This is a genomic window from Hanstruepera flava, from assembly GCF_023634025.1.
GTDB lineage: Bacteria > Bacteroidota > Bacteroidia > Flavobacteriales > Flavobacteriaceae > Hanstruepera > Hanstruepera flava.
Genome location: NZ_JALJCW010000003.1, coordinates 59,925 through 86,130, shown reverse-complemented (window position 1 = coordinate 86,130; position 26,206 = coordinate 59,925). Strand labels below are relative to the sequence as shown.

The 26,206-nt window shown below is 32.9% G+C and carries 23 protein-coding genes and 1 tRNA gene; 14 read left to right on the top strand and 10 right to left on the bottom strand.

The features are described from left to right. The first annotated feature begins 71 nt into the window (after positions 1 to 71). On the top strand, positions 72 to 455 hold the full coding sequence (locus MTX13_RS10495; protein ID WP_250434718.1) for a hypothetical protein: 384 nt from the start codon (positions 72 to 74) through the stop codon (positions 453 to 455). Between the two features lie 39 nt (positions 456 to 494). Here the strand turns inward: MTX13_RS10495 and xerA are convergent, their stop codons facing one another. After that, positions 495 to 1,622, bottom strand: coding sequence for a site-specific tyrosine recombinase/integron integrase (gene xerA / locus MTX13_RS10490; RefSeq protein ID WP_250434717.1), 1,128 nt, complete (start codon positions 1,620 to 1,622; stop codon positions 495 to 497). 88 nt (positions 1,623 to 1,710) lie between these two features. Here xerA and MTX13_RS10485 point away from each other — a divergent pair, with 88 nt between their 5' ends. Continuing rightward, complete coding sequence (locus tag MTX13_RS10485; RefSeq protein WP_250434716.1) at positions 1,711 to 2,100, top strand: hypothetical protein; 390 nt, start codon at positions 1,711 to 1,713, stop codon at positions 2,098 to 2,100. Between the two features lie 502 nt (positions 2,101 to 2,602). Here MTX13_RS10485 and MTX13_RS10480 read toward each other — a convergent pair. Both MTX13_RS10480 and MTX13_RS10475 read right to left on the bottom strand, forming a co-directional pair. After that, positions 2,603 to 3,301: a LytR/AlgR family response regulator transcription factor gene (locus tag MTX13_RS10480; RefSeq protein ID WP_250434715.1), complete on the bottom strand. Its 699-nt coding sequence runs from the start codon at positions 3,299 to 3,301 to the stop codon at positions 2,603 to 2,605. Next, positions 3,298 to 4,422 (bottom strand): sensor histidine kinase, encoded by a 1,125-nt coding sequence (locus tag MTX13_RS10475; protein WP_250434712.1) that lies wholly within the window; start codon positions 4,420 to 4,422, stop codon positions 3,298 to 3,300. The genes MTX13_RS10480 and MTX13_RS10475 overlap by 4 nt, the downstream gene beginning before the upstream one ends. 212 nt (positions 4,423 to 4,634) lie before the next feature. Between MTX13_RS10475 and MTX13_RS10470 the strand changes: the two genes are divergently transcribed. The 4 genes from MTX13_RS10470 to MTX13_RS10455 all read left to right on the top strand — a co-directional run bounded on the left by MTX13_RS10470 (position 4,635) and on the right by MTX13_RS10455 (position 8,109). Next, a complete protein-coding gene (locus tag MTX13_RS10470) occupies positions 4,635 to 5,891 on the top strand; it encodes a S41 family peptidase (protein ID WP_250434711.1) in 1,257 nt (418 codons plus the stop codon). 1 nt (position 5,892) lies between these two features. After that, positions 5,893 to 6,945: a WD40 repeat domain-containing protein gene (locus MTX13_RS10465; protein ID WP_250434708.1), complete on the top strand. Its 1,053-nt coding sequence runs from the start codon at positions 5,893 to 5,895 to the stop codon at positions 6,943 to 6,945. A gap of 119 nt (positions 6,946 to 7,064) precedes the next feature. Continuing rightward, complete coding sequence (locus tag MTX13_RS10460; RefSeq protein ID WP_250434706.1) at positions 7,065 to 7,496, top strand: GNAT family N-acetyltransferase; 432 nt, start codon at positions 7,065 to 7,067, stop codon at positions 7,494 to 7,496. A gap of 10 nt (positions 7,497 to 7,506) precedes the next feature. Then, entirely contained in the window at positions 7,507 to 8,109 is a 603-nt protein-coding gene (locus MTX13_RS10455; protein WP_250434704.1) for a short chain dehydrogenase, read from the top strand. 253 nt (positions 8,110 to 8,362) lie between these two features. On the opposite strand, the gene MTX13_RS10450 is transcribed toward MTX13_RS10455, so the two are convergent. After that, positions 8,363 to 8,734 carry a hypothetical protein gene (locus MTX13_RS10450; protein ID WP_250434702.1) on the bottom strand — a complete coding sequence of 124 codons (372 nt, stop codon included), beginning with the start codon at positions 8,732 to 8,734 and terminating at the stop codon, positions 8,363 to 8,365. Positions 8,735 to 8,768: 34 nt separating this feature from the next. Continuing rightward, positions 8,769 to 9,347 carry a hypothetical protein gene (locus MTX13_RS10445; RefSeq protein WP_250434700.1) on the bottom strand — a complete coding sequence of 193 codons (579 nt, stop codon included), beginning with the start codon at positions 9,345 to 9,347 and terminating at the stop codon, positions 8,769 to 8,771. Between the two features lie 132 nt (positions 9,348 to 9,479). Here MTX13_RS10445 and MTX13_RS10440 point away from each other — a divergent pair. Continuing rightward, positions 9,480 to 9,539, top strand: a tRNA-Ser gene (locus MTX13_RS10440). Positions 9,540 to 9,605: 66 nt separating this feature from the next. Here MTX13_RS10440 and MTX13_RS10435 read toward each other — a convergent pair. Continuing rightward, positions 9,606 to 10,691 (bottom strand): sensor histidine kinase, encoded by a 1,086-nt coding sequence (locus MTX13_RS10435; RefSeq protein ID WP_250434698.1) that lies wholly within the window; start codon positions 10,689 to 10,691, stop codon positions 9,606 to 9,608. Then, entirely contained in the window at positions 10,688 to 11,464 is a 777-nt protein-coding gene (locus tag MTX13_RS10430; protein WP_250434697.1) for a LytR/AlgR family response regulator transcription factor, read from the bottom strand. Before MTX13_RS10430 ends, MTX13_RS10435 begins: the two co-directional genes overlap by 4 nt. A 365-nt stretch (positions 11,465 to 11,829) precedes the next feature. On the opposite strand from MTX13_RS10430, the gene MTX13_RS10425 reads away from it, so the two are divergent. Genes MTX13_RS10425 through MTX13_RS10410 form a run of 4 tightly spaced genes read left to right on the top strand, consistent with a single transcriptional unit; the run spans position 11,830 to position 18,221 of the window. Then, positions 11,830 to 14,925, top strand: coding sequence for a SusC/RagA family TonB-linked outer membrane protein (locus MTX13_RS10425; RefSeq protein WP_250434695.1), 3,096 nt, complete (start codon positions 11,830 to 11,832; stop codon positions 14,923 to 14,925). Between the two features lie 11 nt (positions 14,926 to 14,936). Then, positions 14,937 to 16,430, top strand: a complete 1,494-nt coding sequence (locus tag MTX13_RS10420) for a SusD/RagB family nutrient-binding outer membrane lipoprotein (protein WP_250434685.1) — start codon at positions 14,937 to 14,939, stop codon at positions 16,428 to 16,430. Positions 16,431 to 16,456: 26 nt separating this feature from the next. After that, positions 16,457 to 17,305: a hypothetical protein gene (locus MTX13_RS10415; protein ID WP_250434684.1), complete on the top strand. Its 849-nt coding sequence runs from the start codon at positions 16,457 to 16,459 to the stop codon at positions 17,303 to 17,305. Between the two features lie 13 nt (positions 17,306 to 17,318). Then, positions 17,319 to 18,221 (top strand): hypothetical protein, encoded by a 903-nt coding sequence (locus tag MTX13_RS10410; RefSeq protein WP_250434682.1) that lies wholly within the window; start codon positions 17,319 to 17,321, stop codon positions 18,219 to 18,221. Between the two features lie 321 nt (positions 18,222 to 18,542). On the opposite strand, the gene MTX13_RS10405 is transcribed toward MTX13_RS10410, so the two are convergent. Beyond that, positions 18,543 to 19,658, bottom strand: a complete 1,116-nt coding sequence (locus tag MTX13_RS10405) for a BamA/TamA family outer membrane protein (protein ID WP_250434680.1) — start codon at positions 19,656 to 19,658, stop codon at positions 18,543 to 18,545. Then, the gene (locus MTX13_RS10400; protein WP_250434678.1) at positions 19,655 to 20,302 is read right to left on the bottom strand and encodes a hypothetical protein; all 648 of its coding nucleotides are present in this window, start codon (positions 20,300 to 20,302) and stop codon (positions 19,655 to 19,657) included. Before MTX13_RS10400 ends, MTX13_RS10405 begins: the two co-directional genes overlap by 4 nt. A 212-nt stretch (positions 20,303 to 20,514) precedes the next feature. Between MTX13_RS10400 and era the strand changes: the two genes are divergently transcribed. Continuing rightward, a complete protein-coding gene (era, locus tag MTX13_RS10395) occupies positions 20,515 to 21,393 on the top strand; it encodes a GTPase Era (protein ID WP_250434676.1) in 879 nt (292 codons plus the stop codon). Here era and MTX13_RS10390 read toward each other — a convergent pair. Next, positions 21,387 to 21,818, bottom strand: coding sequence for a GTP-binding protein (locus MTX13_RS10390; protein WP_317238878.1), 432 nt, complete (start codon positions 21,816 to 21,818; stop codon positions 21,387 to 21,389). The genes era and MTX13_RS10390 overlap by 7 nt on opposite strands. A gap of 174 nt (positions 21,819 to 21,992) precedes the next feature. Between MTX13_RS10390 and der the strand changes: the two genes are divergently transcribed. Next, positions 21,993 to 23,297, top strand: a complete 1,305-nt coding sequence (der, locus tag MTX13_RS10385) for a ribosome biogenesis GTPase Der (protein ID WP_250434672.1) — start codon at positions 21,993 to 21,995, stop codon at positions 23,295 to 23,297. A gap of 94 nt (positions 23,298 to 23,391) precedes the next feature. Then, positions 23,392 to 26,202 carry a TonB-dependent receptor gene (locus MTX13_RS10380; protein ID WP_250434671.1) on the top strand — a complete coding sequence of 937 codons (2,811 nt, stop codon included), beginning with the start codon at positions 23,392 to 23,394 and terminating at the stop codon, positions 26,200 to 26,202. Positions 26,203 to 26,206: the final 4 nt, after the last annotated feature.

The window sequence follows — 26,206 nt, the reverse complement described above, 5'->3', positions numbered from 1 at the left end:
CAACGGTAAAGTATATGCGTTCGGTTGCAATTAGATGCACGAGCGTATCAATTAAAACAAAACTTAAAAAAATGGAAGAAACTAATAAAACAGAACAAAACGCAACTGACGTATATACAGTGTTAGGCAACGTTGTTTTTTCAAAAGATTTGTTTATTGAAACGATAAATGAAATCGAGAAACAACATAGACACGATTCTAAATGCAGTGAAGCCTTTAGAGTTATCTTACCTAACGACTATATTTCAAATTATGCAAATCATTGGCTACAAAATCAATTAGTAAAAGTATTACAAATAGCAATGAATGATAATCACAAACATAGTTGGATTGAATATTATATGTGGGAACTTGATTTTGGTTTAAAATACTATAAAGGTTGTGTTAAAATAAAAGACAAAAACTTTGAGTTAAAGACTGCATCTGATTTATGGGACTTGCTCAATGTTGCCTAACAATTGGATATACGTATTACGTATATCCACATTATACGCCTAAGATAGCAAATCTTTTATTTTACCAAAGGTTTTGTTTGCGACATGGGTGTAGATTTCAGTTGTCTTGGTAGAGTTATGTCCCAATAACAGCTGTATATGCCTTAGGTCGGTACCCTCTTCCAAAAGATGGGTAGCAAAACTGTGCCTTAGAATGTGCGGTGTTACTTTTTGGTTCACATTAGCTCTGATTGCAGCTCTTTTTACGATTTTTAAAACACTTGAAGCGCTATACCTACTTCCCTTGGGACCTTCAAACAGGTATTTTTCAGGTCTATGTTCCCTGTAATAGCTCCTCAAGTCGGTTAAAAGCTTTGGGCTAAGAACGGTAACCCTGTCCTTGTTCCCTTTGGCCCCTCTGACGTTGATTACCATTCGCTCACTGTCAATATCTGTTGTGAGCAACTCTAATAGCTCACTGCGTCTCAGTCCGGAAGAGTACAATAAGCCAATAATGCATCTGTGCTTGATGTTGCCGGCACAGTCGATCATTCTCAAGACCTCCTTTTTAGACAAGACTTTGGGCAGGGTCTTTTTCTTTCGAGGACGCTCTATGGAGTAGAAGCGGTTGGGCATACCAAGGACAGTTTCGTAATAGAACTTTATGCTATTGATGGCCAGGTTGACCTGAGAGTTAGAAAGACCGTCCTTAATGAGAAGTTGGAGATACTTTCTTATGTCTTGCTCATCGATCGCATTGAGCTCTTTATCCTTGAAGTGGTTGATGAACGTTTCAAAACTTGACACGTAATTTTTAATGGTATTTGCGGAATATCTTTTCAGTTCCAGTTTAAGCAGGTACGACTCTGGGCATGCCCTGTAACCAATCTCCAGTTTTCTTTCTCTGTACTTGTCAAGTTTAATGACCGGGTTATTGTTGTTCAAGACCTTTTCCTGAAAGAAATAGTTGCCATTGACCCAAGCCACGCCTTGGAAAGTTTTGAAAATCAGGTCTAAATTGGACTTCAAGTTTGGAAGGTAGTACATGGCAAACTCGGTACTCCATGAAACATTGGGAAGCCCTTCAACAAGTGCATGTAATACTTTGTCGGAATTGAACTGGATTCCGATACATTTTTTTTGGTCAATCAAAAGGTGTTTTAATGTGACAGTTTTATGTAATTCCATTTTTTTTTGGTCAAATTATGCCAAAACAAAAATATAATCCGTATTTTATTCGAATAACTTGCGGATAAAATACACTTAATTTAATAGAATGAAGAGATTACAGGAAAATTGCCTTAACTGTGGAAAGCCATTAAAAGGAAGAATCGATAAAAAGTACTGTGACCCCAGGTGTAAGAGCGCACACCAGTACAAAATAGAAAGGGAACGTCCAGAACGTTTTTACAATAAGGTAGACAACCAACTACGGTTGAACCGAAGAATCTTAAAAGAGTTCAACAAAGCAGGCAAGGCGGTGGTGAGGCAATCGGTGTTGATAGTTGAGGGGTTTGATCCGAAGTTCTTTACCCATTACTGGAAGAACCAAAAAGGGGATGTTTATCTATTTGCTTACGAATATGGTTTTTTGAGCATGAAGGAGAACGGTAACGATAAATATGTTCTTATTAAATGGCAAGATTATATGGAAAAAAACCACTAAATTTGATTATCAGTTTTATGTTTAACTACAATTCCAAACTGCATACGTTTTGCATACAAAAATGCATACGATTTTGAAAAATAAGTGAAATTAAAACACTGTAAAACAGCGTTTTAGATTTTTAGGGTTCAAACTCATAACCCGAAGGTCACTGGTTCGAGTCCAGTTCCCGCTACTATCGATAATCGGTTTTTAATCAATGGTTTTGTTTACGCAAAACCATTTTTTTATGCGTAATTTTAACGACCTAATTGAGCAAGAATACAAAAGTGCATACGATTTTAGAAAATCATCAAGATTAAATAATTGTATATCAATAGATTGTGTTTTTGGGTTCAAATTCCGGAGGTTACAGGTTCGAGTCCTGCTCATGCTACAAATGACAAAGTCACGAATATATATGGTTTGGCTATGCGTTGTGTCCTGAAGTTTTTTTTGATAGGTAGTGTTTGCGGCAGCTAATTTTTAATAAATAAGAATTTTAACAATGATTAATCATAGTTTACGAACTTAAAAGCGTAATCACCTTACTTTTATACGTCTGTCCAATAGGAATTTTATGCGTATTGATTATAATTCGGTTGCCTTCAATATAGTTTATTTTATCCTTGGAAACGATAAACGATTTATGCACGCGAAAAAAATAACTAGAAGGCAATAATGTTTCTAAATCAGATATCTTATGATTACTTAAAATCATCTTATCTTTTAAATGTATTTTTGTGTAATGCCCGTAAGCTTCAATAAACATAATGTTTTCAGAATGAATTTGATGTTGTTGTTTATCGGTCTTAACAAAAAAACTAACATTTTTTGTAGTTGAGCTTTCAGGCAAGTTTGATTGTGTTTTAGTATTGGTTATAGCTTTGTTTACCGCTTTTATGAAACGCTCAAAACTAAAAGGCTTTAGTAAATAATCTGAAATATTGAGTTCGTAACCTTCTAAAGCAAATTCTTTATAGGCAGTAGTTACTATTATTTTTGGCGGATTAGCTAGTGTTTTTAAAAATTCAAAGCCTGATAATCTGGGCATGTTAATATCCAAAAAAAGTAAATCTACAGTATGTTCGTTTAAAAACTGCATAGCTTCAAAAGCATTGTAACAATTTCCTTTTTTTTGTAGGTGTGGAAAAGCATCGCAATATTTTTCAATAATACGATGTGCAATAGGCTCGTCATCTACAATGATATATTGAATCATACGGTGTGTATTTTAAGTGATAGTTTATAATTGTTTTCTTTAACTTCAATTTTAAGATTATGCATATTTGGGTATAGTAATTTTAAGCGTTGTTTTAAATTATCTAACCCAATACCAACTTTTTTAGTTGTAATACTTGAATCAAAATTATTTTCAATAGTAAAATATATAATCCCGTTATCGGTTTTTAAATCTATATGAATGTAAGCCTCTTCAGCTAAATGCTCTACACCATGTTTAAAAGCATTTTCAAGTGGTAGAATCAGTAGCAAAGGCGCAATTTTAATATTAGGGTTGCTATCTTCTTTAAACCTAATGTCTACAGATTTATGGTACCTAATTTTATGCAAATCAATGTAGTTTTTTAAATAAGTAATGTCGTCCTTTAAGAGTACTTTTTCTTCTTGTCCCATATAAATGGTATAACGCATCATATCTGATAATTTTAAAACCACATTTGGTGCATCATCAGATTTTTCAATAGTTAATCCGTACAAATTATTTAAAGTATTAAAAAAGAAGTGCGGACTAATCTGACTTTTCAATAAGGCTAATTCTGCCTTGGCTTTTTTAGATTCCACTGATTTTATCCATTTCCATTGCTGATAAGCCCAGCCTATTAATAACACAAAAAGCGGTACAGTTAAAATAATTTTTAGCTCTTTTTCTTGCTGTAAATAATAATTAAGATCATTTACATAAACTCTTACATAATAGAAATAGCTTAAAGTTAAAGCATAATATCCAACAATAATGAGGGCGTATTTTTTAAAGTAAGAAGGCGTAATAATTGAAAAAAAACCAAGAGCTATAACAATTAAACCTACAAAAGTTAAAGGGTTGTCAATTATTTGTGATTGATTATCGTTTGCCATTACCAGAATAAACAAGATAATTAGTAGTGATAGTTTTACGCTAATTGTTTTATGCTTTTTTAAGAAAGAAAAATAGTGAATAGGTAAGGATGTGATTAGCCAACCAAAAATGAAGCTTAAAGTATTTGCTAAAACTTCTGAACTGTCTATATAAATGATTTCAAAGTAAGATAGACATACTACAATTACTCTAAATAGCAGCAACCCGATTATAAATGCTTTGTATTTTTTAATAAACGCAATCATGAGTCAAAACTAATGATAATTGTATTTATACTGTTAGAATTTGCATCAGCACATCAAAAAGCTGCATAAACATTATCGTTTTATGCTTAAAATGGGGTTGTGCGTTCAATGTAATAATTCATGATTAAAACGTTTGCATTGATGAAATATAGTTTACAAAGTACAGGTTTCATGATACGTTTGCTTCAAATCATTTTAAAACTCAAAACTTCATGAAGCTCTATTTTAAACTTATAGTAATTGCTGCATTTTGTTTGTTGTCTCAAACCAATTCAGCACAGGAACCCAACAGTAAATTGACCCAAAGCGAAAAGAGAAAAATTGTTTCTACAATTCAATCACACTTAAAAACCACTTATGTGAATCTAGAAAAAGCCAACAAAATGATCGAGGTTTTGAATATTAATTTAAAATCAAAAAAATATAAGACAATAAATAATCCTACAGAATTTTCTGAAGCCTTAACAAAAGATCTTCAAAATAGTAGTAAAGATTTGCATATTAAGGTAAACTACGAACCAAAACCAATAGCCAATAGGGAACAGATGTTTTCAGAAGATATACGCTTGAAAAAAGAACAAATGATGGCTAAAAAAATGGCTGAAATTAATTTTGGTTTTATGGAAACTAAAATACTACATGGCAATATAGGTTATTTAAATCTTCGTCTATTTGCAGATACAAAATACGCAGAAGAAGCTGCTATTGCTGCAATGAATTTTTTAAGCAACACCAATGCCATTATTATAGATTTACGCTATAATAAAGGAGGAGTACCAAGTATGATTCAATTATTATCGAGTTATTTTTTTAAAGACAATCCTGTTTTGTTGAGCAATTTTTATGAGCGTAAAACAAATTCAGAAACACAACTTTATACATTAAACACGATTAAAGAATCAAAAATGGTTAATACACCACTTTACATTTTAACTAGTAAGAACACTTTTTCTGCAGCTGAAGCATTTGCCTATAGTTTAAAACATTACAACAAAGCAATAGTTATTGGCGAAATCACTAAAGGCGGCGCTAATAGAACCAAGCGTGTTACTATTAACAATCAGTTTTCAATTTCAATTCCATATATCGAAGCTATCCATCCAAGCACAAAATCTAATTGGGAAGGAGTAGGCGTACAACCCAATATAAAAACATCTATAAAGGATGCGTTTGCAACAGCATATTTAGAAGCTCTACATGCCACCGTAAAAAGAAATAAAAAATCAATTTTAAACCAAGTTGGTTACACGTTATTACAAGAAAGTAAAATAGAGGATGCGATTTTAATTTTTAAAGCGAATACTATGTCTTTTCCTGAAGACGCAAATACTTGGGATAGTTTAGGTGAAGCCTACGCTATAAACAAACAACTAGAAAAAGCCTTAACAGCGTATAAAAAAGCGAAAGTATTAGACCCCAATTTAGAATCGGCAAAACGTATGATTCAGAAATTACAAACTAGGAGTTAAGATGAAAAAGAAACAAATTAAAAAATGGAGCTTGCTCACTATAATAGCAGTATTACTTACTATTATATATTTCCAATTATTTAAACAACCTACATTAGTTGAAGGTAATGACCTTACATTGTTTAAAACCTATACACATCATACCAACGAAGTTTGGGAAGTAAAGTTCGGACCAAATGATAGTTTAATGGTTAGTGGCGGACTTGAAAACAATACAAAAATTTGGAATACAATTACAGGTGAAGTTTTACATGATTTGCCACACGAATATGGAACACCTTCAGTTGATTTTAGCCCAAACGGGAAAACAGTTTGCACAGGCTCTTATGATGGGAAAGCTAGAATTTGGGATGTACAAACAGGAGTTTTAATTCGTGTTTTAGAAGGAAATGAGGGTACATTATGGTCTATAACATACAGCCCTAATGGAAAACTAATTGCAGCAGGCGGAAATGACGACAAAATTTCTGTTTGGAATGTAGAAACAGGTGAATTAAAGCATGAGTTTAAAGATGCTAATCATAATATTTGGGAAGTAATCTTTCATCCTTCAGGGGAGTTGTTGTTAGCCTCTGGAAGCGATAATGCTATTAGAGTCTATAATATGCAATCAGGTAAATTAGTTAAAACAATTTTAGGGCATTCGCAAGTGCCATTATCTATGGATTTCAGTCCAAATGGAAAGTTTTTAGCTAGTGCAGGAGACGATAAAACTGTAAAAATTTGGGCTGCAAAAAACTGGGAACTTTTACATACTTTAAAAGGAGATAATCAAGCCATTCATTCGGTAGTTTTTATTGATGATAATCGTGTATTAGCTGGTGGAACAGACAAAAAGGCGTTAGGTGAATTTTTAGAGTATCATTTTAGTTTCACAGGTTTTACAACACCCATATTGGCAACTCTTTGGGATGTTGAAAAGGAAAGAGTTATACAAACACTATCTGCTCATGATAATGATATAGGGTTAGGCATGGATGTTAGTTCAAACAGAAAATTTGTAGCTTCACCAAGTAAAGATAAAACCATAAAAATTTGGGAAGTACAAAACTAAAATAGCTAATTAGTTGTTGCATAGTGATTATTCATCTTCAAGAAATAGCAGTCCGTAAATAGTATTAAAACCATATACAAATAGACTATAAATTAGCAACCTCTATAAACATATTATCAATGAGAAATATAGAATTTAAGCTTATCAATCCAATAGATTATAAAAACGATTTGTTACAACTAGTACATCAATTAAACCCAAATAAGGATATTAGTTTTTTAAATGATACCTTAATTGAAATGGTTAAACTTCCTAATTATACTTGTTTTGCTATATTTAGTGATAATGAATTATTAGGAGTCTCTAGTGGTTGGACAACTATTCGCATTTATAGAGGTAAGCATTTGGAATTAGATAATGTTATTATTGATTCTAAAATTCAATCTAAAGGATTAGGAAATTACTTAATCAGTCAAATAAAAGAATGGGCATTAAAAAATGAATATACATGTATTGGTTTAAATACTTATGTAAGTAATTCAAGATCTCATAAATTCTATTATAAAGAAGGTTTTAGTATTCTAGGATTTCATTTTGAGCACAAATTTTAAATAACATAACATGAAAATATTAATAATAGGTGGTCATGGAACCATAGGGAAAGTAGTTTCAGAACATTTTAAACAACAACATGATGTGTTAATTGCCGGCAGAACAAACGGTGATTTTATTGTAGATATAACAGATAGTAACTCTATTAAAAACCTATTTGAAAATACGGGGAAATTAGATGCTATTGTATGTGTCGCAGGCGAAGCCAAATGGGACGATTTTAATAATCTTACTGAAGACGATTACTACGTTGGGCTTAAAAGTAAACTTATGGGACAGGTTAATCTTGTTCGAATAGGGAAAGATTATTTAAATGCCAATGGGTCTATAACATTATCAACAGGTATATTGGCAGATGATCCTGTATTAAAAACTACTAGTGCTGCTATGGTAAATGGCGCCATACATAGTTTTACAAAAGCTGTAGCGTTAGAAATAGAAAATGGTATTCGAATAAATACCGTTTCTCTTGGTCTGGTTGAAGATGCTTATGAAAAATATAAAAATTATTTTCCGGGTCACTTACCAATTTCAATGAAGCAAGCTATTAGCGGTTATGTTAAAAGTTTAGAGGGAAGAGGACAAGGTGAAATTATAAGGATTTATAATTAAAATTATAGGAACTCCTATCTGAATAACTAATAAAAATGGACAATCTATATTGGAAACGAAAAATGTAGGGTATCTATGGTCAAATAAAATCCATTAATCATACAGGCTTTTTTATGCCCTCTATTTCAAATTTCCCTGGTGATATTATTCGGAATTCCTTGATTTAAAATTCACAAAAAAGCGACTAGAGAACTAGGCGATTTGGTAATGGTTTTTACCACAGTACTTTGTTGGCAACTGGCTTTTTTATGTTTTATAAAATCCTTTTGAATTTAGCGCTTTTTATCAACCTTCCATTTTTATTTGGATAGTAAAAATTTAATCGCTTTTCAAAAACCTTTACAGTCCAATTAAAATCCGTTTTGTTTCCGTTTCTGTATTCAGTCAGAGTAAGAAATTCTCCATTTCGAGTGATTTTGCCATTACTAACTTCAGGTTTATATTCCTTATAGCTTTTACACTCTTTTTTGTTGTTTATACTCCAACTTTTCAAGGTATAAGTTGAGTCAGAATGGATTGTTATTTCAGTGACTTCATAAAAATAAGTCGTGCTGTAATTATGGTCGTGTCGTAAATATTTTGGGTCAGATGTTTGTCCAAACACATTAGATAAAGTTACAATCATTAAAAGTGTTAAAACCTTGCTTTTCAATTTATGCTTATTTAATTAATTCAGTCAGATATACTATTCCGAATATCCAACCAACATAGAGTAGAGTATAAGTCAGCGAGTAAATTGTTGAAATTCCAATATCTCCTTTTGTATCTTTTGATTTATTAAAAACGAATTTTAATGCTCTGAAAAAAATCCAATAGAGCATTGCTAAAATTATAAAAAGGGAAAACCAAAAAATTGCTTCTAAAAAGATTAACAATACAATTAGCAAAATTGTCATTCCAATCCACAAGAGAATTGATAAAATCAATCCTCCAATTCCATCTCCAACATCAATTGAAGGCGTGTCGAAAGTAGGTGACGTATTTCCCATTATATCTCCTCGTTTAAAATTTCGAAATTTCGGGAAATTGTCAATCAATCCAATTCCATTATAAAGTCCATAAGTCATAAATAAGAATAGTGATATTGCTATAATTCCTAAAGACAAGTATAGATTTGAAGTCAGACTCCGATTGTAATTAATTCCTGTCAGATAAACAGTCAGAATTGTAATTCCGATTACGAGCAATGAAACTATGAAAACGGATTTTCCTTTTAAATAACTCTGTTTAATTTTCAATTCAGATGTTTTTGGTCAGCTTGTTGCCAACGTATGAATAAACACACTAGTGTGTTTATTTTAATTATGTTTACAATTACAAATCTAACGGATTTTTAATAGAATCAAAACGGCTATTGGCTATGTGTTAACAAAGGGGTAAAGGTTGGGCTCATAACCAAAAATTCACAGGTTCGAGTCCTGTTCCCGTTACAACAAGCCAAATACAAAAGTGTTTGATTTTCTTTATGCATTTAATAAAAACGGTTTTTTTACCTGTTAAACTTGTTCTTGTGAAAAAGGTATTATCATTTTAGTTTTTACACCTGCCCTGTTTTTTCTGTTTTCAATTGAAAAAGTGTAGTTATCACCATATAAAGTTTTAAGCCTTTCAATGGTATTTTTCAGTCCAGTTCCGTATTTATAGTTTTCAGATAATGGTTCTCCGTTATTAATTACTTCTATGTAAAGCTGGGAATCTTTCTTAAAAATGTCAATGTCAATTTTTAAATCGGTGGCGTCATAAGAGTAACCGTGTTTAATGCCGTTTTCTAATATGGGCTGCAAAATTAAACTAGGTATTAAAGCATCATCTAAATCTTCCTCTAAATTTATAGAAACATTTAAATGGTCAGAAAACCGAATCCCCATTATGCCAATATAGCGTTTAAGCACTTTCATTTCAACTGATATAGGTAATAAATTAGAATCTTTAAGAAATAATATATCTCTTAAAAAATCACTAAAATCGGCCAAGGTATTTTGGGCTAGTTTTGTATCAATATCAATTAAACTAGATATGCTGTTAAGCGTATTAAAGAAAAAATGTGGATGAAGTTGGTATTTTAAAATGTTAACCTTTACTTGGGCAAGCTGCTTTTCTATATTGATTTTTTGGATTTCAACATTTAAACTTTTTTCTAAATAGAAATAAGTATTGATAATGAATACACTGGTGAAGTATATAAGAAAATGAGTGCTTAGATATCTTACTGAACTTGTAAAAAGACTGTTTAAAGTTAATTCGTAAGATATGTTTCCGGCTAAAAATTGCAAAAAGACATAAAAAAATGAAAATAGTATTCCTGTTACTACTGAAACTAAAGCATGAATTATAATAAGATTGAATAAGTTGAAGTTTTGTTTAATCATCCATCTTGAAAAATAAATGATTAAAAGCATAAGAGGAATGGTATTAATTATCTCAATAGCCGTGTTTTCAACAAGCAATTGACTCCAGCTAATATGTCTATAACCATACCCGTTAGATTTTAAATATACTCTTTGAAGGATATTGATTAAAAAGTATACTGAATAAAAACTTAAAAGTATACGGATTAATTTTTTATCTATTTCCCTAATCATTTTAAACCTATTGCTTTTATAAAATCCTTTTTATAGCTTCTACTTATCCTAAATAATTTATTATCGGTCATTTTTACGTCTATTTCACCATAGTTAGAATGAATAAGCTCTTTAACATAATCTAAATTTATAATTGTTGAACGATGAATTCTTATAAACTTTTCAGGTTGTAAATCGTTTATTAAGTTATTTAATGATTCTCTTAATAAGTGTTTTTTTTCATCAGTATGAATTTCGGCATAATACCCAGAAGCTATTATATATTTAATATTGTCACTTTCAATAAAAAGTACTCGATTACCCAATTTAATAGGTATGCGTTTAGAATTGTTAAGTGGGTTTTTGTCATTCGAGTTTATATATTTTAGTAAATCTTCAACACGTTCTTCAAACGATGAGTTATGTTGTTGATTAAGTTGTTCAATGGCTTTTTGTGTCGATTTATAAAACCTATCATCCTTAAAGGGTTTTTGTAAATAATCAAAAGCAAACACATCAAAAGCTTTAAGAGCATAATCATTATAGGCTGTAATGAAAATAACCATAGGCTTGCTTTCTGGACTGATTTTTTCAAGAATATTAAAACCAGTCATATCCTTTAATTGAATATCCAAGAAAATTAAATCAGGGTTCAGAGTATCAATACTCTTTATGGCTTTTTTTCCAGTCGAACATTCATCAATAACCTCTATTTCAGGAACGTCATTCAATAATATTTTGATGCGCTGTCTAGCCAAAGGTTCATCATCTATAATAATAGTTTTTACTGTCATTAGTGGTAACTTTCTTGTTATTACTTTTTGCTTTTTAATGCAAATTACATATTTAAATTTATTGCGTAGGGGTCTTTAACACAACTTAAATCAAATTATAAGTCATTAACAGCAAAATATAAGTTGTACAATTCAAAAATCAAGACAATGAATAAATATGAAAAATAAATTAGAAAGTCGCTATTAGGAATTTTATGAGATTATAGCTTAAAAATTAATGGATATAACACTTATTTGAAAGCAATTTGAACTTTTCCTTGAAAAACAGTTATTCACATCAAAATATAAGTTAGATACATCAAGAGTAAAATAGGGCAGCATGTTACCAAGTAGATTAGCATATTATTAACATAAAAATAATATCAATGAATCAAGGTTACAAGCTTTTTTTCTTATTCGTATTTTTTTCAATTTGTTCATACGGACAAGAAAAGTCAATAACAGGTGTGGTGTCTGACGAGTCGGGTTTACCACTTCCTGGGGTGAATATTTTAGTTAAAGGAACAACAAATGGCACCCAATCAGATTTTGATGGAAAATTTAGTCTTTCTGTCAACGAAAATGATGTTATATCATTTTCATTTCTAGGTTATAAAACAATTGAACAAACTGTGGGTTCCAGTAATACAATAAATGTTTCACTAGAGCCAGATGTAACAGCCATAGATGAGGTTGTTATTACTGCTTTAGGTATTAAACGAAAGCCCAAACAATTAGCCTACGCCACAACAGAACTTAAGAGTAAAACTTTAGTACAGGCAGCACCTGTAGATGTGGCTTCCTCGCTTTCAGGTAAGTCTTCGGGCCTTAATATTAACACTAGTGATAATGGTGTAAACCCATCATCTACTATTGTATTAAGGGGTTACAGTTCTTTAACAGGTAATAACGGAGCTTTAATAGTTGTTGATGGTGTGCCCCAATCACAAGGAGCACTAAACAATTTAAATCCTAATGATATTGAATCCATAAATATACTTAAAGGGGCGTCTTCAGCATCTTTATATGGTTCAAAAGGAGCAAATGGAGCTATAATTGTTACAACAAAAAGAGGGGAGAAAGACGAAAAGATAAGCATTAGCTTCAATTCGGTAGCTACATTCGAAAACGTTAAATATTTCCCAGAAACCCAAACACTTTTTGGAAGTGGCTCTACTCAAAATTTTGAATATGACCCTATTGAAAATGAAAGTTGGGGGCCACGATATGACGGTCTTCCAAGAAGGGTTGGTCCTATTCTTTCAGATGGTACCTATCAAGTATTGCCCTATGCGCCAATTAAGGACAACAAAAAAGACTTTTTTGTAACAGGTGTAACTCTACAAAACGATATATCGTTGAGTGGTGCAGGTGATAACTCGTCATATTTTTTCTCCGCTCAAAGGGTTGATAGAACTGGCGTGACCCCTGGAGACAAGTATGTTAGAGATAATTTTAGGTTTAATTCAACACGCAAAAGTGGGAAGTTGGAAACATCAACATCTGTATCTTTCTTTCAAGATAAAACAGATGTAGCAGGAGCAAGTCCAAATGATGGTAGCTATTACAGAATCCTTTTAAATACGCCAGGTCATATTCCAATTTCAGATTATAGAAACTGGAGAACCGATAAGTTTTCAACTCCAGACACGTATTTTAACGCATACTTTAAAAACCCATATCAGGTAATAGATCAAAATAGAAACACTTCAAGATCTAACAGATTACAGGGTATTGCAAGATTGGATTATGAATTCAATGATTGGATTTCAGCGTCCTATACTTTAGGTGGAACATGGTTTAATAGTAGTTTTAAAAACACACAGGAAGCTTGGCAATACGATCCAACACTTACCTACACAAGACCGGCCAATGAAGTTAACGCAGTACAAGATGGTATGAGCGAAAACTTTAGATTGAATTCTGACCTCTTGGTGAATTTTGATAAACAAATTAGTGACGATTTTAGTGCACGTTTAATTTTAGGTAACCATGTGGAAACCTTTAGGAGTAAGCAAGTAAACATTGGTGGAAATAATTTGTTTACCAATGTAATTTACAATACTAATGTAAGAACAGGTGAATTAACCGGAGGGGAAGGAACTACACAAAAAAGACTATACTCGTTTTTTGGTGATTTAACACTTGGGTTTAGAGATTACCTATTTTTAACAGGTTCTTATAGGCAGGATATTTCATCAACATTACCAGTTGATAATAATTCTTACGGTTATTATAGTGCGGGTATTTCCTTTGTTCCAACCGATGCTTTTGATGGGTTAAAAGGTGGTGTTATAGATTATTTAAAGTTTAACGCCAGTTATGCCAAGGTGGGTAACGATGCTGGAATAGGGCAGATCAATGAAAACTTTCAAGTTCCCGGAGGCTTTCCTTTTGGAAGCACTACAGGCTTAAGACCAACAACAATTGCTGTAGATCCTAATTTAAGTCCTGAATTCTCAACATCTATTGAAGGTGGGTTTAATATTGAATTATTCAAAAGAAGAATCAAGTTAGGAGCTAACTACTATTTTGTGAAATCTGAAGATCAAATAAACTTTTCGCAATCTTCAGCAGGTTCAGGAGCCACATCATACTTAACAAATGTTGGGGAAATTCAGAATAAAGGAATTGAAATTGATTTAGGTTTAGTGCCACTAAAGTTTAAGGATTTTCAATGGGATTTAGGTATAACGGTTACAACTAATAAATCTGAAGTTATTTCATTGGCAGATGGAGCAGAGCGGCTACAAGTAGGTACAGGATTTCAAAATACAGCATTTTTGTTTGCTCAAGTAGGTGAGGCTTATCCGGCAATTTTCGCACCTGGTTATGTTAGAGACCCTCAAGGGCGTGTTGTTATAGATGAAAACACAGGAGACCCTTTAGTAACTAATGAGTTTATAAATTTAGGATCTACTGTACCAGACTTAATTATTGGTGCAACAACCAACATTAGATATAAAAATCTGTCTTTATCAGCAGTTGCAGATTATAAAACAGGTCATGTTTTCTACAATACAGTAGTAGAAGCGTTAGAATTTGCAGGTTTAACTGTACACAGTGCTTCTACAAATAGACAGCCATTTGTGTTCCCTAATTCATCTTATGAAACATCACCAGGTTCTGGAGTTTATGTGGCAAACGAAAATATCACAACTTCAGGTGGTAATAGAAACTTTTGGCAAACGTCATACAATAACATTAAGGAGAACTATGTAGTTGATGCTTCTGCTATTAAGATTAGAGAATTGGCATTAAACTATACGCTACCTGCAAAGTTTTTAGAGAAAACTCCAATAGAGAATTTATCATTTGGACTGGTTGCTAATAATTTGGTTATGTGGCGTGCTAAAGAAAACAGATATACAGACCCTGAGTTCTCTATTAATACAGGAGGAACAGGTATTAGTGGTATAGGTTCTAGTGGTCAAGCACCTCCAACAGGAACTTACGGATTTAGAATGAATGTAAACTTTTAAAAATTATGAAAATGAGAAATATTAAAATCAACATGTTACTTTTTTTGATGCTAACTTTAGTGGTATCATGTAGTGACGATTTTTTGGATGTGAATGATAGTTCAACCAATCCACCATCATCCACACCAGAGCTTACTTTGCCAGCGGCACAAAAATACAGTGCAGATATGATGTACAATGCCAATAATGCTAATAATTCATTCAACTTACTGGGAGGAATTTATGCAGGTGTTATTTCAGATTCTGGAGATCGTGTTTGGTACCAAACAGAACAATCTTATATCATAAATAATGATACGTACCAATCACTTTGGAATAACACTTATACTCTAGCTTTATACAGTTACCATTACATAGAAAATTTTGAAGAGGGTGGCTATGATTATTATAAGGCAATAGCCAAAATAATGAAAGCTTATCATTTTGCAGCACTGGTGGATATGTATGGAGATATTATTTACAGTGAGGCTTTTCAAAGAGGTGAAAATACACAACCGGCCTATGATGATGATAAAGCAATTTATGATGCCATTTACGATCAGTTAAATGTTGCTATTAACATGATAGCAAATGCAGACGCCAATACCAGAGCTGTAACAACAGATGTTATTTTGGGTGGTGATATGGTAGCATGGCAAAAGTTTGCCAATACTCTTAAATTAAGAATGCTATTGCGTCAAGTAAATACAGGCGAAGATTTGACAGCTGAATATAGTGAAATCATGAATAACGGAGTTGGGTTTATTGAACAGTCTGTAAATGTAAATCCAGGATATATAGATGAAGCCGGTAAACAAAACCCATTTTATTTTGTACATGGGTTTACCGCAGGAGGAGGATCTCCAGGGCCTAATGGTGGTGCGACAAGAGGGAGTGATACCTATGTGAATTTTCTAAAGGATAACAATGATCCGCGAGTGGCTAGATTGTTTACACCAGTTGGTGGTGATTATATAGGTGTGCCACAGAATGTTTACGATAATCAATACAACTCAAATTTAGTGTCTAACCTTGGTCCAGGAATCTTGAATTCTAGTGAACAAGACGCACCTTTAATGTTATTGTCAGAAGCTTTGTTTTTGCAAGCTGAAGCCGCTCAAAGAGGCCTTATTACGGGTAGTCCGGGTAATTTGTACAGATCAGGTATAGCGGCTTCGTTCCAAGAGCTAGGTGTGCCAAACCCAGTTAGTGCAGCAAATGATTATGAGTCTAATAGTATTAATCCTATTATTAATTGGGATTCTGCTGATGGATTAGGGAATGAAATAGAAGCCATAATAACCCAAAAATGGATAGCTGGAGGATTTATTTCTGGTTTTGAAGTATGGATGGATAGGGTTAGAACCGAATTCCCTTCAAATATACCTATTCCTGCTGGAGCAGTATCTCCAGTTTTTCCATCAAACTTATTATATCCTACTGCTGAATTAGCTTCAAATTCAGCTAATGTACCTAGTCAAGGTGCAAATGCAGCTTTTGATAGACACACGTTTTGGATGCAGTAGATACGAACATTAAAAAAAATAGAAACATGAAAACAATAAAATATATTATCATATTGCTTGCAGTATCATTAACAGCAACATCTTGTGTGCTGGATGACGACGAACAAGTGTTTAATGAAGGACCTTATGTATTAGCATTTCCTTCAGCCGAAGTTACAGGTTATTTTCTTAATGACAATGCCGATGATTACACTTATACAGTTCCGCTAAGTATTACAGGAGGTAATGGTTTTCCTTTAGATCAAGATGTAAGTGCCATGTTTGAGTTCGATCCTTCATCTACCGCTACAGAGGGTGTTGAATTTGATTTTGTTGATAATTCAGGATCTGTTACCATTGAAGGAGGAAATACGTTTGCGAATCTTCCCATCGTTGTGCATTCTGGGGCTTTAGATCCAGCAAATCCGGCTACTGTAGTATTGAATATAACAGGAGGTTCTTCAGCATCGAACAATAACATTGTGGCTTCTGGTAATACAGGAACGGTTACCATTTATTTACAAGCTACTTGCTCTTCAGATTTAGGAGGAACGTATGCTCTAACCGTAACATCAGATTCAGGAACAAGTAATTTTCATCCTGCTGAAACTTTAGTTGAAATAGAAGAGGGTCAATATTTAACAGCTACTTCTGGAACATGGGATGTTGGTGTTTTAAATGGAGGTGTTCGTGAAGGGTTTATTTTTCAAGAAGTTTGTGGCAGTATTGTAATCCCACAGCAAAATCTAGCGGGAATTTACAGCAACCTATTGGAAGGAACTGACGTTTTGGGAACAGTAGATCCAACAACTGGAGATATTACGTTAGAATACACTATTGGTTTTTCAGGAAACTCAACCTTTGTTACCTATACAGCAACATACGTTAAACTTTAATACAAATAAGATAATGAAAAAATATATTATAAATACATGCAAGGTATTGGTGTTGCCATTATTATCACTGGCAATACTATCTTGTGAGAATAATGATGTTGAAGATGTCTATATTGATTCTAACCAACCTACATTAACGGTTACAAGCTCCACGGGTAGTTTTACTTTTAATGATGTTGAAGGTGATCAAGAGATTGTTTTAACAGCAACTTTAGATAAGCCAACCAATAAACAGGTTCGTGTATACATTTTTCAGGAAAGCGGAACGGCCGATGGTAATGATATTTCATTGCCTGCAACGGGTTATATTAACATTCCGGCATATCAAACAACAGCATCGGCTTCTATAACTATAAATCGAGATTTTACTATAGAAGATACGGAAAATGCTGTAATTAATATTGGTGATTCAAGAACTACGGCCGCTTTTTATCAGCCATTTCAAATGAATATTACCATTCAAAACTACACCAATCAAAATGCTACGATGTTGTTGGAATGGGATGATGATAATTTAGATGATCATTTATGCGATATGGATTTTGATGTGTATTTAGATACGTTTGAAGCTTATGCTTTTACAGGAGATTGTCCAGAAAGTCTTTATGAGCCTTCTAATCCAAGTAACTTATGGACAGGTGAGTTATCAGATGGTGTTCATAACATAATGGTTGATTTATGGGATACTAATGGTTTTGATCCTAGCCCAGAGATAGCTGTGCCATTACGATTGACATTTGGTAAAGTGGGAACTTTTGAGGCTTATCTGGATTTAAATGGATTGTATACATCTACAAGCCAAGATTCAAATAATGGCTCGGGAGGAGTTATGATGGTTGGATACGTTGAAGTAGCTGATGGAAGTTACAGTGTTTATGATAGAAACAATCAGTTAGTCGCACAAGAAAACAATTAGTTTTGTAACCAATTATAAAATTAAAAAAGCTATTAACCCACGGGTTAATAGCTTTTTTGTTTTATTTAATCGGTTTACATCAAAAACAAGGTAGTTTAAATCATACCTACTTAACCGGTAGGTCTTATTAATATCTTTGAAATGCGTTATTCCACTAAACTTTGATTGATAAAAAAAGGAATAAACTTTGGATTAGTCTCCACAAAAGGCTTGAATAGCATTCAAGCCTTTTTTATTACCCTTAATTAAGTTTATAGATAGTTATTAAAAGAATTCGTGAAAATTCATTGCTGATAAAGAATACAATAAGACAGCCACTTTTTAAAAAGCCTCATTTATACCAAAATATACACCATGACTACCATCTACTCCAACACCAGCATCCAATCTAACCCAAGTGTCTTGATTTTTTAATAGTTTAAATCTAATTCCTCCTCCAGCACTAGGTTTTAGATGGTCAAAGTTAAATAGCTCTCTTTGCTCATTCGCAACCTTGCCAAATAAACCAAATCCGGCTAAAGCCCATCGTGGTTTAAAGCGATAGCGATATTCAGCTTGAACTAGATATAGGCTTTTGTCAATATACCGGCCCTGATAATACCCACGTGCTCTATTGCCACCACCATACCAGGCCAATCCTTGAAATGGAGGGTTGCCATAGTTGCCTTCATAGTAAACTTGAAGGGCTACAATGCTCTTTTCTCCAACAGATCGGTAAGTTCTCAAGTCAGCAATAAACTTATTGTAAGTTTGCGTGGCTCCAAACAATTCACTAGAAAACTGGGCATTAATTTTAACGAGGTGTCCTGAAAGCGCTGACCCTATGTTGTCTCTGGAATCTAAATTGAAAATTACACCAAATCCACTAATAACTGCACCATCACTACCAACAATATTATCCGAACTTAATAGACCATCTGGTTCAACTTCGGTGACATCGTAGTTTTCATATATGTATTCAAATCCAAAATTTAAAGCAGGTGGCAAACGCTTTAAAAAACTAACTTTTAGAATCGTTGAGGTCATATCATAAGATTCTAAATTGCTATTTGGTGTATTATTCCCAATTCCCCAAAATGAATTGGGAAAAATTTTCCATTTAAAATTCATATCTAAAAAGTAATCGCCTTTTCCAAAATATATTTGCGGGATTACATCAACTATTATCTGTTTGTTGGAAGTTAATACGACATCGAAAAAAATATTTGAAACACGGTCATTATAAATGTTCTTTTGTTTTAAAAGAAACAATTGGCCTCCACCACCAAAACCAAAATTGGTTTCAGGGGTATAAAAAATAATGGGAATAGCTACAAATTGAAACTTTTTGGCCTTAATTAAAGTGTCAGACTTAATAACATCATCTTTGTTTTGTCCATATCCTTTAAGGCTAAAACAAAGCGATAAAACAAATATGTATAGTAATTTCTTTATCATAGCGGATTACTGTCTATCAATATTTTGAATCCAAATGAGAATGAAATATTGCTTAAGTCAAATGTAATATTATCAGTAATTTCTGAATTAGACTGTTTTTGCTGTACATCTAGCCAATAATTATTAAAGTTTAAACCCAGATCGAATGTAACGCGATCCAAAATAACATAAGAAAACCCAAAAATAGCCAGCAAACCAAATCCACTTCCCGTACTCTCGCTTTCTATGTATTCATTATTTATTAAATTACCTAGCTTGTCCCTGTAACGTGTGTAACCAGGAGAGAGGCTAAAGAATACAGAGCCAATTTTGTTTTTAGATAAGTAATAGGAGGCTTTGGGGCCTAAAAAAAACAGTTCAGAAGTTATTTCTTCAACGCCTTCCTCTTCAATATTATTGCGTTCTAAAGACGCATTTAAACCGATATTCAATCTGTCTATTAAAAACTTGCCAGAACTAATTGTAATGTTATAATTGTTGCTAATGCTCTTAATATCAGTTGCTTTGTTCACTGTAGATCCAGACCCTATGGAACCACTTAAACCAGTTAACCATCTACCTTTTCTAAAAGGCATGGAGGCTTCTGTTTGAGTACTGTCTATTTCTGTGGATTGGTTCTGACTAAAAATAGAAATTGAAGTCAAAATTAATACAGGACATAAAATTAATAGACGAATTTTCTGTGTCAAATGAATACGTTTTTAGAGATTCAGCATTATCGGACTAAATTATTAAAAAAAACCGTCAAAAAAATTTACAGTTAAAAAAGATATTAAACCTTTTATATCAGCCTTACATTAAATAGAATTGTTGGTTTAGTATTATAAAACTTATCTTTGCAAAAAAAAAGAATTCAATGCATAAAGCAGGTTTTGTAAATATTATAGGAAATCCAAATGTTGGCAAATCAACCTTGATGAATGCTTTTGTTGGAGAGAAATTGTCCATCATTACATCAAAAGCCCAAACAACACGTCATAGGATTCTAGGTATTGTAAACGGAGAAGATTTTCAAATGATTTTGTCCGATACGCCAGGCATTATAAAACCAGCTTATGAGTTACAGGAATCTATGATGGATTTTGTGAAATCGGCTTTTGATGATGCAGACGTGCTGATTTATATGGTAGAAATAGGTGAAAAGGAATTAAAGGATGAAGCATTTTTTAATAAAATAACCCATTCTAAAACCCCCGTTCTATTACTCTTAAACAAGATAGACAAGTCAAACCAAGAACAATTGGAAGAATATGTTGCTTTATGGTCAGAAAAAGTGCCAAACGCAGAAATTTTTCCAGTTTCAGCTTTAGAGGGATTTCAAGTTCAAGAAGTGTTTAATCGCATTATAGAACTCTTACCAGAATCGCCACCATTTTACCCTAAAGATCAATTGACAGACAAACCGGAACGGTTTTTTGTAAACGAAACTATAAGAGAGAAAATTTTACTGCATTACAAAAAGGAAATACCCTATGCTGTAGAGATAGATACTGAAGAATTTTTAGAAGAAGAAAACATTATTAGAATGCGATCGGTCATTATGGTCGAGCGAGAAACCCAGAAAGGGATTATTATTGGTCATAAGGGTTCAGCATTAAAACGAGTAGGCATGGAAGCCAGAAAAGATTTAGAAAAGTTTTTTGGTAAACAGGTGCATTTAGAGTTATATGTAAAGGTTAACAAAAATTGGCGTAGCAACCAACAGCAGCTGAAACGTTTTGGTTACAATCAATAATTAGTTTTCTCAATAATTTCATTCATAAAATTATACAAATCATGCATCTCCTCTTTACTGGAATCTTTACCAATTCGTCCAGCAAAATACAGTACAAACCATAAGATCACCAATAAAAACATAACACCTAGCTGAATGGTGTAAGAATTGTCTAAAGTCCAGTTTGAGTAAGCCCAAATAGCAAAAGCTATAAATAATCCGGCGACAATAAAATGAAAAAACATAAACATGGTCCAAACTGTTGGGTTAGGACCAAATACACCATGTAAGACAGCCGTCTTTTCACCATCTTCATTTATTTCCAAATGTAATTGCGGAGACCAAAATTGCTGTTTGTCTTTAGGTAGTTTAAGAAATACATGATCATCAATTATTGAAACTATAAAATCCTTTTGACTGGTTTTAGCGATTTTGAACTGTTCCAAATAATAAGTGTTTTTTTTATTCAGCAGTTTTTTAAATCGCGGGCGTAATACAATATCTTGTTTGTTAATGGACATTAAATTAATGAAAATGTATAACGGTTAACTTTTTTGTTAGCACTAAAATATAACGAAATCATAAGCTTATCATTATATTTGCACCAAATTTTATAAGTAATGAGCAATATTGTAGCCATAGTAGGAAGACCTAATGTTGGGAAATCAACGTTCTTCAACCGTTTAATTCAACGACGTGAAGCCATAGTTGATGCCGTGAGTGGTGTAACCAGAGATCGCCATTATGGTAAGAGCGATTGGAATGGTAGAGAGTTTTCTTTAATTGATACTGGTGGCTACGTAATTGGAAGCGATGATGTTTTTGAAGCTGAAATTGATAAACAAGTTGAAATTGCTATTGACGAAGCCGATGCCATAATTTTTATGGTAGATGTAGAAACAGGTGTAACAGGTATGGACGAAGATGTGGCCAGGTTGTTGCGAAAAGTAACGAAACCTGTTTTTTTGGCAGTAAACAAGGTAGATAATGCCAAACGTGCTGAAGACGCAGTTGAGTTTTATTCACTAGGGTTGGGAGATTATTATACTATCGCAAGTATTAATGGTAGTGGAACAGGCGACCTATTAGATGCTTTGGTAGAGGCTTTACCAGAAAAAGAAGAAGTAGTAGAGGAAGACCTACCGCGTTTTGCAGTTGTTGGAAGACCAAATGCTGGAAAATCGTCATTTATTAACGCCTTAATTGGTGAAGACCGTTATATAGTAACTGATATTGCTGGAACAACCCGAGATGCTATTGATACTAAATACAACCGTTTTGGTTTCGAATTTAATTTAGTAGATACGGCAGGGATTAGAAAAAAGTCTAAAGTAAAAGAAGATTTAGAATTCTATTCCGTTATGCGAAGCGTTCGTGCTATAGAACATTGTGATGTTTGTTTATTGGTGTTAGATGCTACTAGAGGTTTTGATGGACAAGTGCAAAATATATTCTGGTTGGCCGAACGCAACCGAAAAGGCATAGTAATTTTGGTCAACAAATGGGATTTGGTTGAAAAGGATAATAAAACCATAAAAGAATTTGAGAAGTATATTAAATCTCAAATTGAACCGTTTACCGATGTGCCAATAGTTTTTATTTCAGTATTGAATAAACAACGAATTTTTAAGGCTATTGAAACAGCCGTTGAGGTTTATAAAAACCGTTCTAAAAAAATAAAAACCAGTAAGCTTAATGAGGTATTGCTACCAATTATAGAAAGCTACCCGCCACCAGCTTATAAAGGGAAGTTTGTGAAAATTAAGTACATCATGCAGCTGCCAACACCCCAACCGCAGTTCGCTTTCTTTTGTAATTTGCCACAGTATGTTAGAGATCCTTATAAACGATTTTTAGAGAATAAATTACGCGAACATTTTAATTTTCATGGTGTTCCTGTAAGTGTTTACATGAGGAAAAAATAACATAACTTTATCTTTTTTTTAAGAAAATTCATACGATTATCGTATTACTTTCGTTTTCTGAAAAGTAATAATCCAACCATCATCAATCAATTTCATGAAATATTCATTTCTGATACTAACTTTTTTTTGTTTTTCATTAAGTTTTGCACAATCAAAAGAATTCGAAATATCTGGAACTATTAGTTCTACAGATGAAAAAAATCCTTTAGAATCTGCTACTGTTCATTTAGAGCGAATAAAGGATAGCACAGTAATTACTTACACCATTACAGATAAAGATGGTAAGTTTAGATTAGAGAATAAGACTTCTGACGCATCGGTTAATTTATACATTTCATATGTAGGCTATAAAACCTATTTTAGGAAAATAGATTTAAACAAACCTATTATTAACTTGGGAAATATTGAGCTGGAAGTTTCTAATTCGTTAGATGAAGTAGTTATTAAAACTGCCGCACCAATTACCATTAAAAAAGACACTTTAGAATTTAATGTAAAATCCTTTAAAACAAAAAAGGATGCTACAGTTGAAGATTTATTAAAACAATTACCTGGAGTTGAAGTAGAAGACGATGGAACTATAAAAGTAAATGGTAAAGAAGTCAACAAAATATTAGTAAATGGAAAACCATTTTTTGGAGACGACCCATCAATTACAACAAAGAACTTGACTAAAGAAATTATTGAAAAAATACAGGTTGTAGATACAAAAACGAAATCACAAGCATTTACAGGAGAAGTAGTTGATGGTGAAAATAAAACGATAAACCTTACCATAAAAGAAGAGAATAATAAAGGTGTTTTTGGTCGTGTGGCAGCTGGAGGCGGTACAGATGATCGGTGGGAGTTTGCAGGAATGTTGAATTATTTTGATAACGATAGACGTATAAGTGTTTTAGCTGGTGGTAATAACATTAATTCACCAGGATTTAGCTTTGGAGAAATTCGAAAAATGTTTGGTGGTGGAAATAGCATATCGATGTCAAGTAACGGGTCATTTACAATAGATGGTCGATCGTTTGGAGGTGGACAGGGTATAACAAAATCGCATAATGCAGGTGTAAATTATGCTGATGTTATAGGTGAAAAAACAGATGTTTCTGCCGATTATTTTTATTCAGCTAGTAGTTCTGAAAATAGAACAGCAACCCAGCGAGAGAACATATTGCCCGATTCGCGATTTTTCACAAATTCCGTTTCTAACTCCTTAAGTGATAATGATACGCATAGTGCAAATATGGGATTTGATGTAGAGATAGATTCAACGTTTCTTATAAATATAGATCCATCATTTCGATATTCTGAAAATAGAACAACTTTTAATAGAGGAGAGGAATCTTTTAATGAAGATAGAGTTCTTACCAATGAATCTGAAACGTCATCGTTAGTTGAAGGTCACGCCAATAATTTTAGAAACAGAATAAACGCTACAAAACGCTTTGGAGATAAAGGTGCTTTTATTCGTGTAAATCTTACTACAGATATTACTAAAAGACATTCTGATGATTATTTAACTTCTCTAACCAATGTTTATGGTGAGGATGTTAACGACCCAACTAATCCAGATTTTGTTTTAATTGATCAAACCATTAGAGATCAATATACAGATGGAGAGGCAGAAGTAAACAATATTAGTTCTAGTGTACGTTATCGTATGCCAATAGTAGCCAAAAAATTCTTTGTAAATTTTGATTATGACTATTTAAGAGATCAAAATACAGATGTAAAAAGCACTTTTGATAGAAACCCTTCGTCTGGAGAATATGAAGATTTTAACTTACAACAAAGTACAAATTTTAACTATTTAAATGAACAGATGGTTCCTGGTATTAGTTTGAGTTATCGTGGTGAAAAATGGTCTGCACGTATGGGTATGGATTATATTTTTAGAACATTAGAAAACGAAGATATGCTTCGTCCTGAATTATCCATAAAAAGGCGTTTTGATGCTGTGGAATTAAATAGTTTTTTTAGATTTCAGTTTAGTCAAAAAGCATCAGTTTGGACTAATTACAGATTAAGTAATACGCCACCACAACTCACGCAATTACAGCCGTTTGCTGATGTGTCAGACCCTTTGAATACAGTTGTTGGTAATCCTAATTTATCACCTTCAAATAATCATAGAATTAGTTTAGGGTATAACGCTTACGATTGGCAAAAGCGAACAGGATTTTACAGCTACTTTAGTGCTAGTTTTATTCAAGATCAAGTAGTTTCTAAATCTATTGTAGATGAGAATTTTGTAAGAACAACAACCTTTGCTAACGTTGATGGTAATTATAGAATTAACGGAAATTTGAGTTACAGTAAAGAAGTGAAATTAGATAGTTTACGAAAAGTACGTTATAGTGTTGGTGCTTATGGTAATTTAAATAGAAATATAAACTTCAATAACGATGTACAATATGCAAGTGATGTACGCTCAATAACACCAACTGCTAGTGTTACGTTAACTTGGAAAGACATTTTAGAAATAACACCTAGATACCGCATTACGTTTACAAAAAACACGTATGATATAGATACTTTTGAAGATCAAACCTTTTCGTTCCATGATTTAAATATCTCTACGGCATTGTTTTTACCAAAAAAATTTGAATGGCGAAATGATATAAATTTTAATTATAATCCCAACATAGGTGAAGGTTTTCAAAAAAGTGCTTGGTTTTGGAACAGTACATTAGCATATTCTGTTTTAAAAGATCAAGGTACTGTAACACTAAAGGTTTACGATTTACTAAATCAGAATACCAATGCTAGACGAACAGCAACACAAAACTATATTCAGGATTCGCAAAGTACCGTTTTGGAACAGTATTTTATGTTAAGCTTTAGTTGGAAATTTAACAGTCTAGGAAAAAAGGGTGAAGTAGAAGATAATGGTCCGTTTTGGTTTAACTAAACAA

What these genes read in the sequence shown, in the direction of transcription:
- MTX13_RS10495 (WP_250434718.1), top strand. Translation starts at nt 72, where the DNA reads ATGGAAGAAACTAATAAAACAGAACAAAACGCAACTGACGTATATACA.
- xerA (WP_250434717.1), bottom strand. Translation starts at nt 1,622, where the DNA reads ATGGAATTACATAAAACTGTCACATTAAAACACCTTTTGATTGACCAA.
- MTX13_RS10485 (WP_250434716.1), top strand. Translation starts at nt 1,711, where the DNA reads ATGAAGAGATTACAGGAAAATTGCCTTAACTGTGGAAAGCCATTAAAA.
- MTX13_RS10480 (WP_250434715.1), bottom strand. Translation starts at nt 3,301, where the DNA reads ATGATTCAATATATCATTGTAGATGACGAGCCTATTGCACATCGTATT.
- MTX13_RS10475 (WP_250434712.1), bottom strand. Translation starts at nt 4,422, where the DNA reads ATGATTGCGTTTATTAAAAAATACAAAGCATTTATAATCGGGTTGCTG.
- MTX13_RS10470 (WP_250434711.1), top strand. Translation starts at nt 4,635, where the DNA reads ATGAAGCTCTATTTTAAACTTATAGTAATTGCTGCATTTTGTTTGTTG.
- MTX13_RS10465 (WP_250434708.1), top strand. Translation starts at nt 5,893, where the DNA reads ATGAAAAAGAAACAAATTAAAAAATGGAGCTTGCTCACTATAATAGCA.
- MTX13_RS10460 (WP_250434706.1), top strand. Translation starts at nt 7,065, where the DNA reads ATGAGAAATATAGAATTTAAGCTTATCAATCCAATAGATTATAAAAAC.
- MTX13_RS10455 (WP_250434704.1), top strand. Translation starts at nt 7,507, where the DNA reads ATGAAAATATTAATAATAGGTGGTCATGGAACCATAGGGAAAGTAGTT.
- MTX13_RS10450 (WP_250434702.1), bottom strand. Translation starts at nt 8,734, where the DNA reads ATGATTGTAACTTTATCTAATGTGTTTGGACAAACATCTGACCCAAAA.
- MTX13_RS10435 (WP_250434698.1), bottom strand. Translation starts at nt 10,691, where the DNA reads ATGATTAGGGAAATAGATAAAAAATTAATCCGTATACTTTTAAGTTTT.
- MTX13_RS10430 (WP_250434697.1), bottom strand. Translation starts at nt 11,464, where the DNA reads ATGACAGTAAAAACTATTATTATAGATGATGAACCTTTGGCTAGACAG.
- MTX13_RS10425 (WP_250434695.1), top strand. Translation starts at nt 11,830, where the DNA reads ATGAATCAAGGTTACAAGCTTTTTTTCTTATTCGTATTTTTTTCAATT.
- MTX13_RS10420 (WP_250434685.1), top strand. Translation starts at nt 14,937, where the DNA reads ATGAGAAATATTAAAATCAACATGTTACTTTTTTTGATGCTAACTTTA.
- MTX13_RS10415 (WP_250434684.1), top strand. Translation starts at nt 16,457, where the DNA reads ATGAAAACAATAAAATATATTATCATATTGCTTGCAGTATCATTAACA.
- MTX13_RS10410 (WP_250434682.1), top strand. Translation starts at nt 17,319, where the DNA reads ATGAAAAAATATATTATAAATACATGCAAGGTATTGGTGTTGCCATTA.
- MTX13_RS10405 (WP_250434680.1), bottom strand. Translation starts at nt 19,658, where the DNA reads ATGATAAAGAAATTACTATACATATTTGTTTTATCGCTTTGTTTTAGC.
- era (WP_250434676.1), top strand. Translation starts at nt 20,515, where the DNA reads ATGCATAAAGCAGGTTTTGTAAATATTATAGGAAATCCAAATGTTGGC.
- der (WP_250434672.1), top strand. Translation starts at nt 21,993, where the DNA reads ATGAGCAATATTGTAGCCATAGTAGGAAGACCTAATGTTGGGAAATCA.
- MTX13_RS10380 (WP_250434671.1), top strand. Translation starts at nt 23,392, where the DNA reads ATGAAATATTCATTTCTGATACTAACTTTTTTTTGTTTTTCATTAAGT.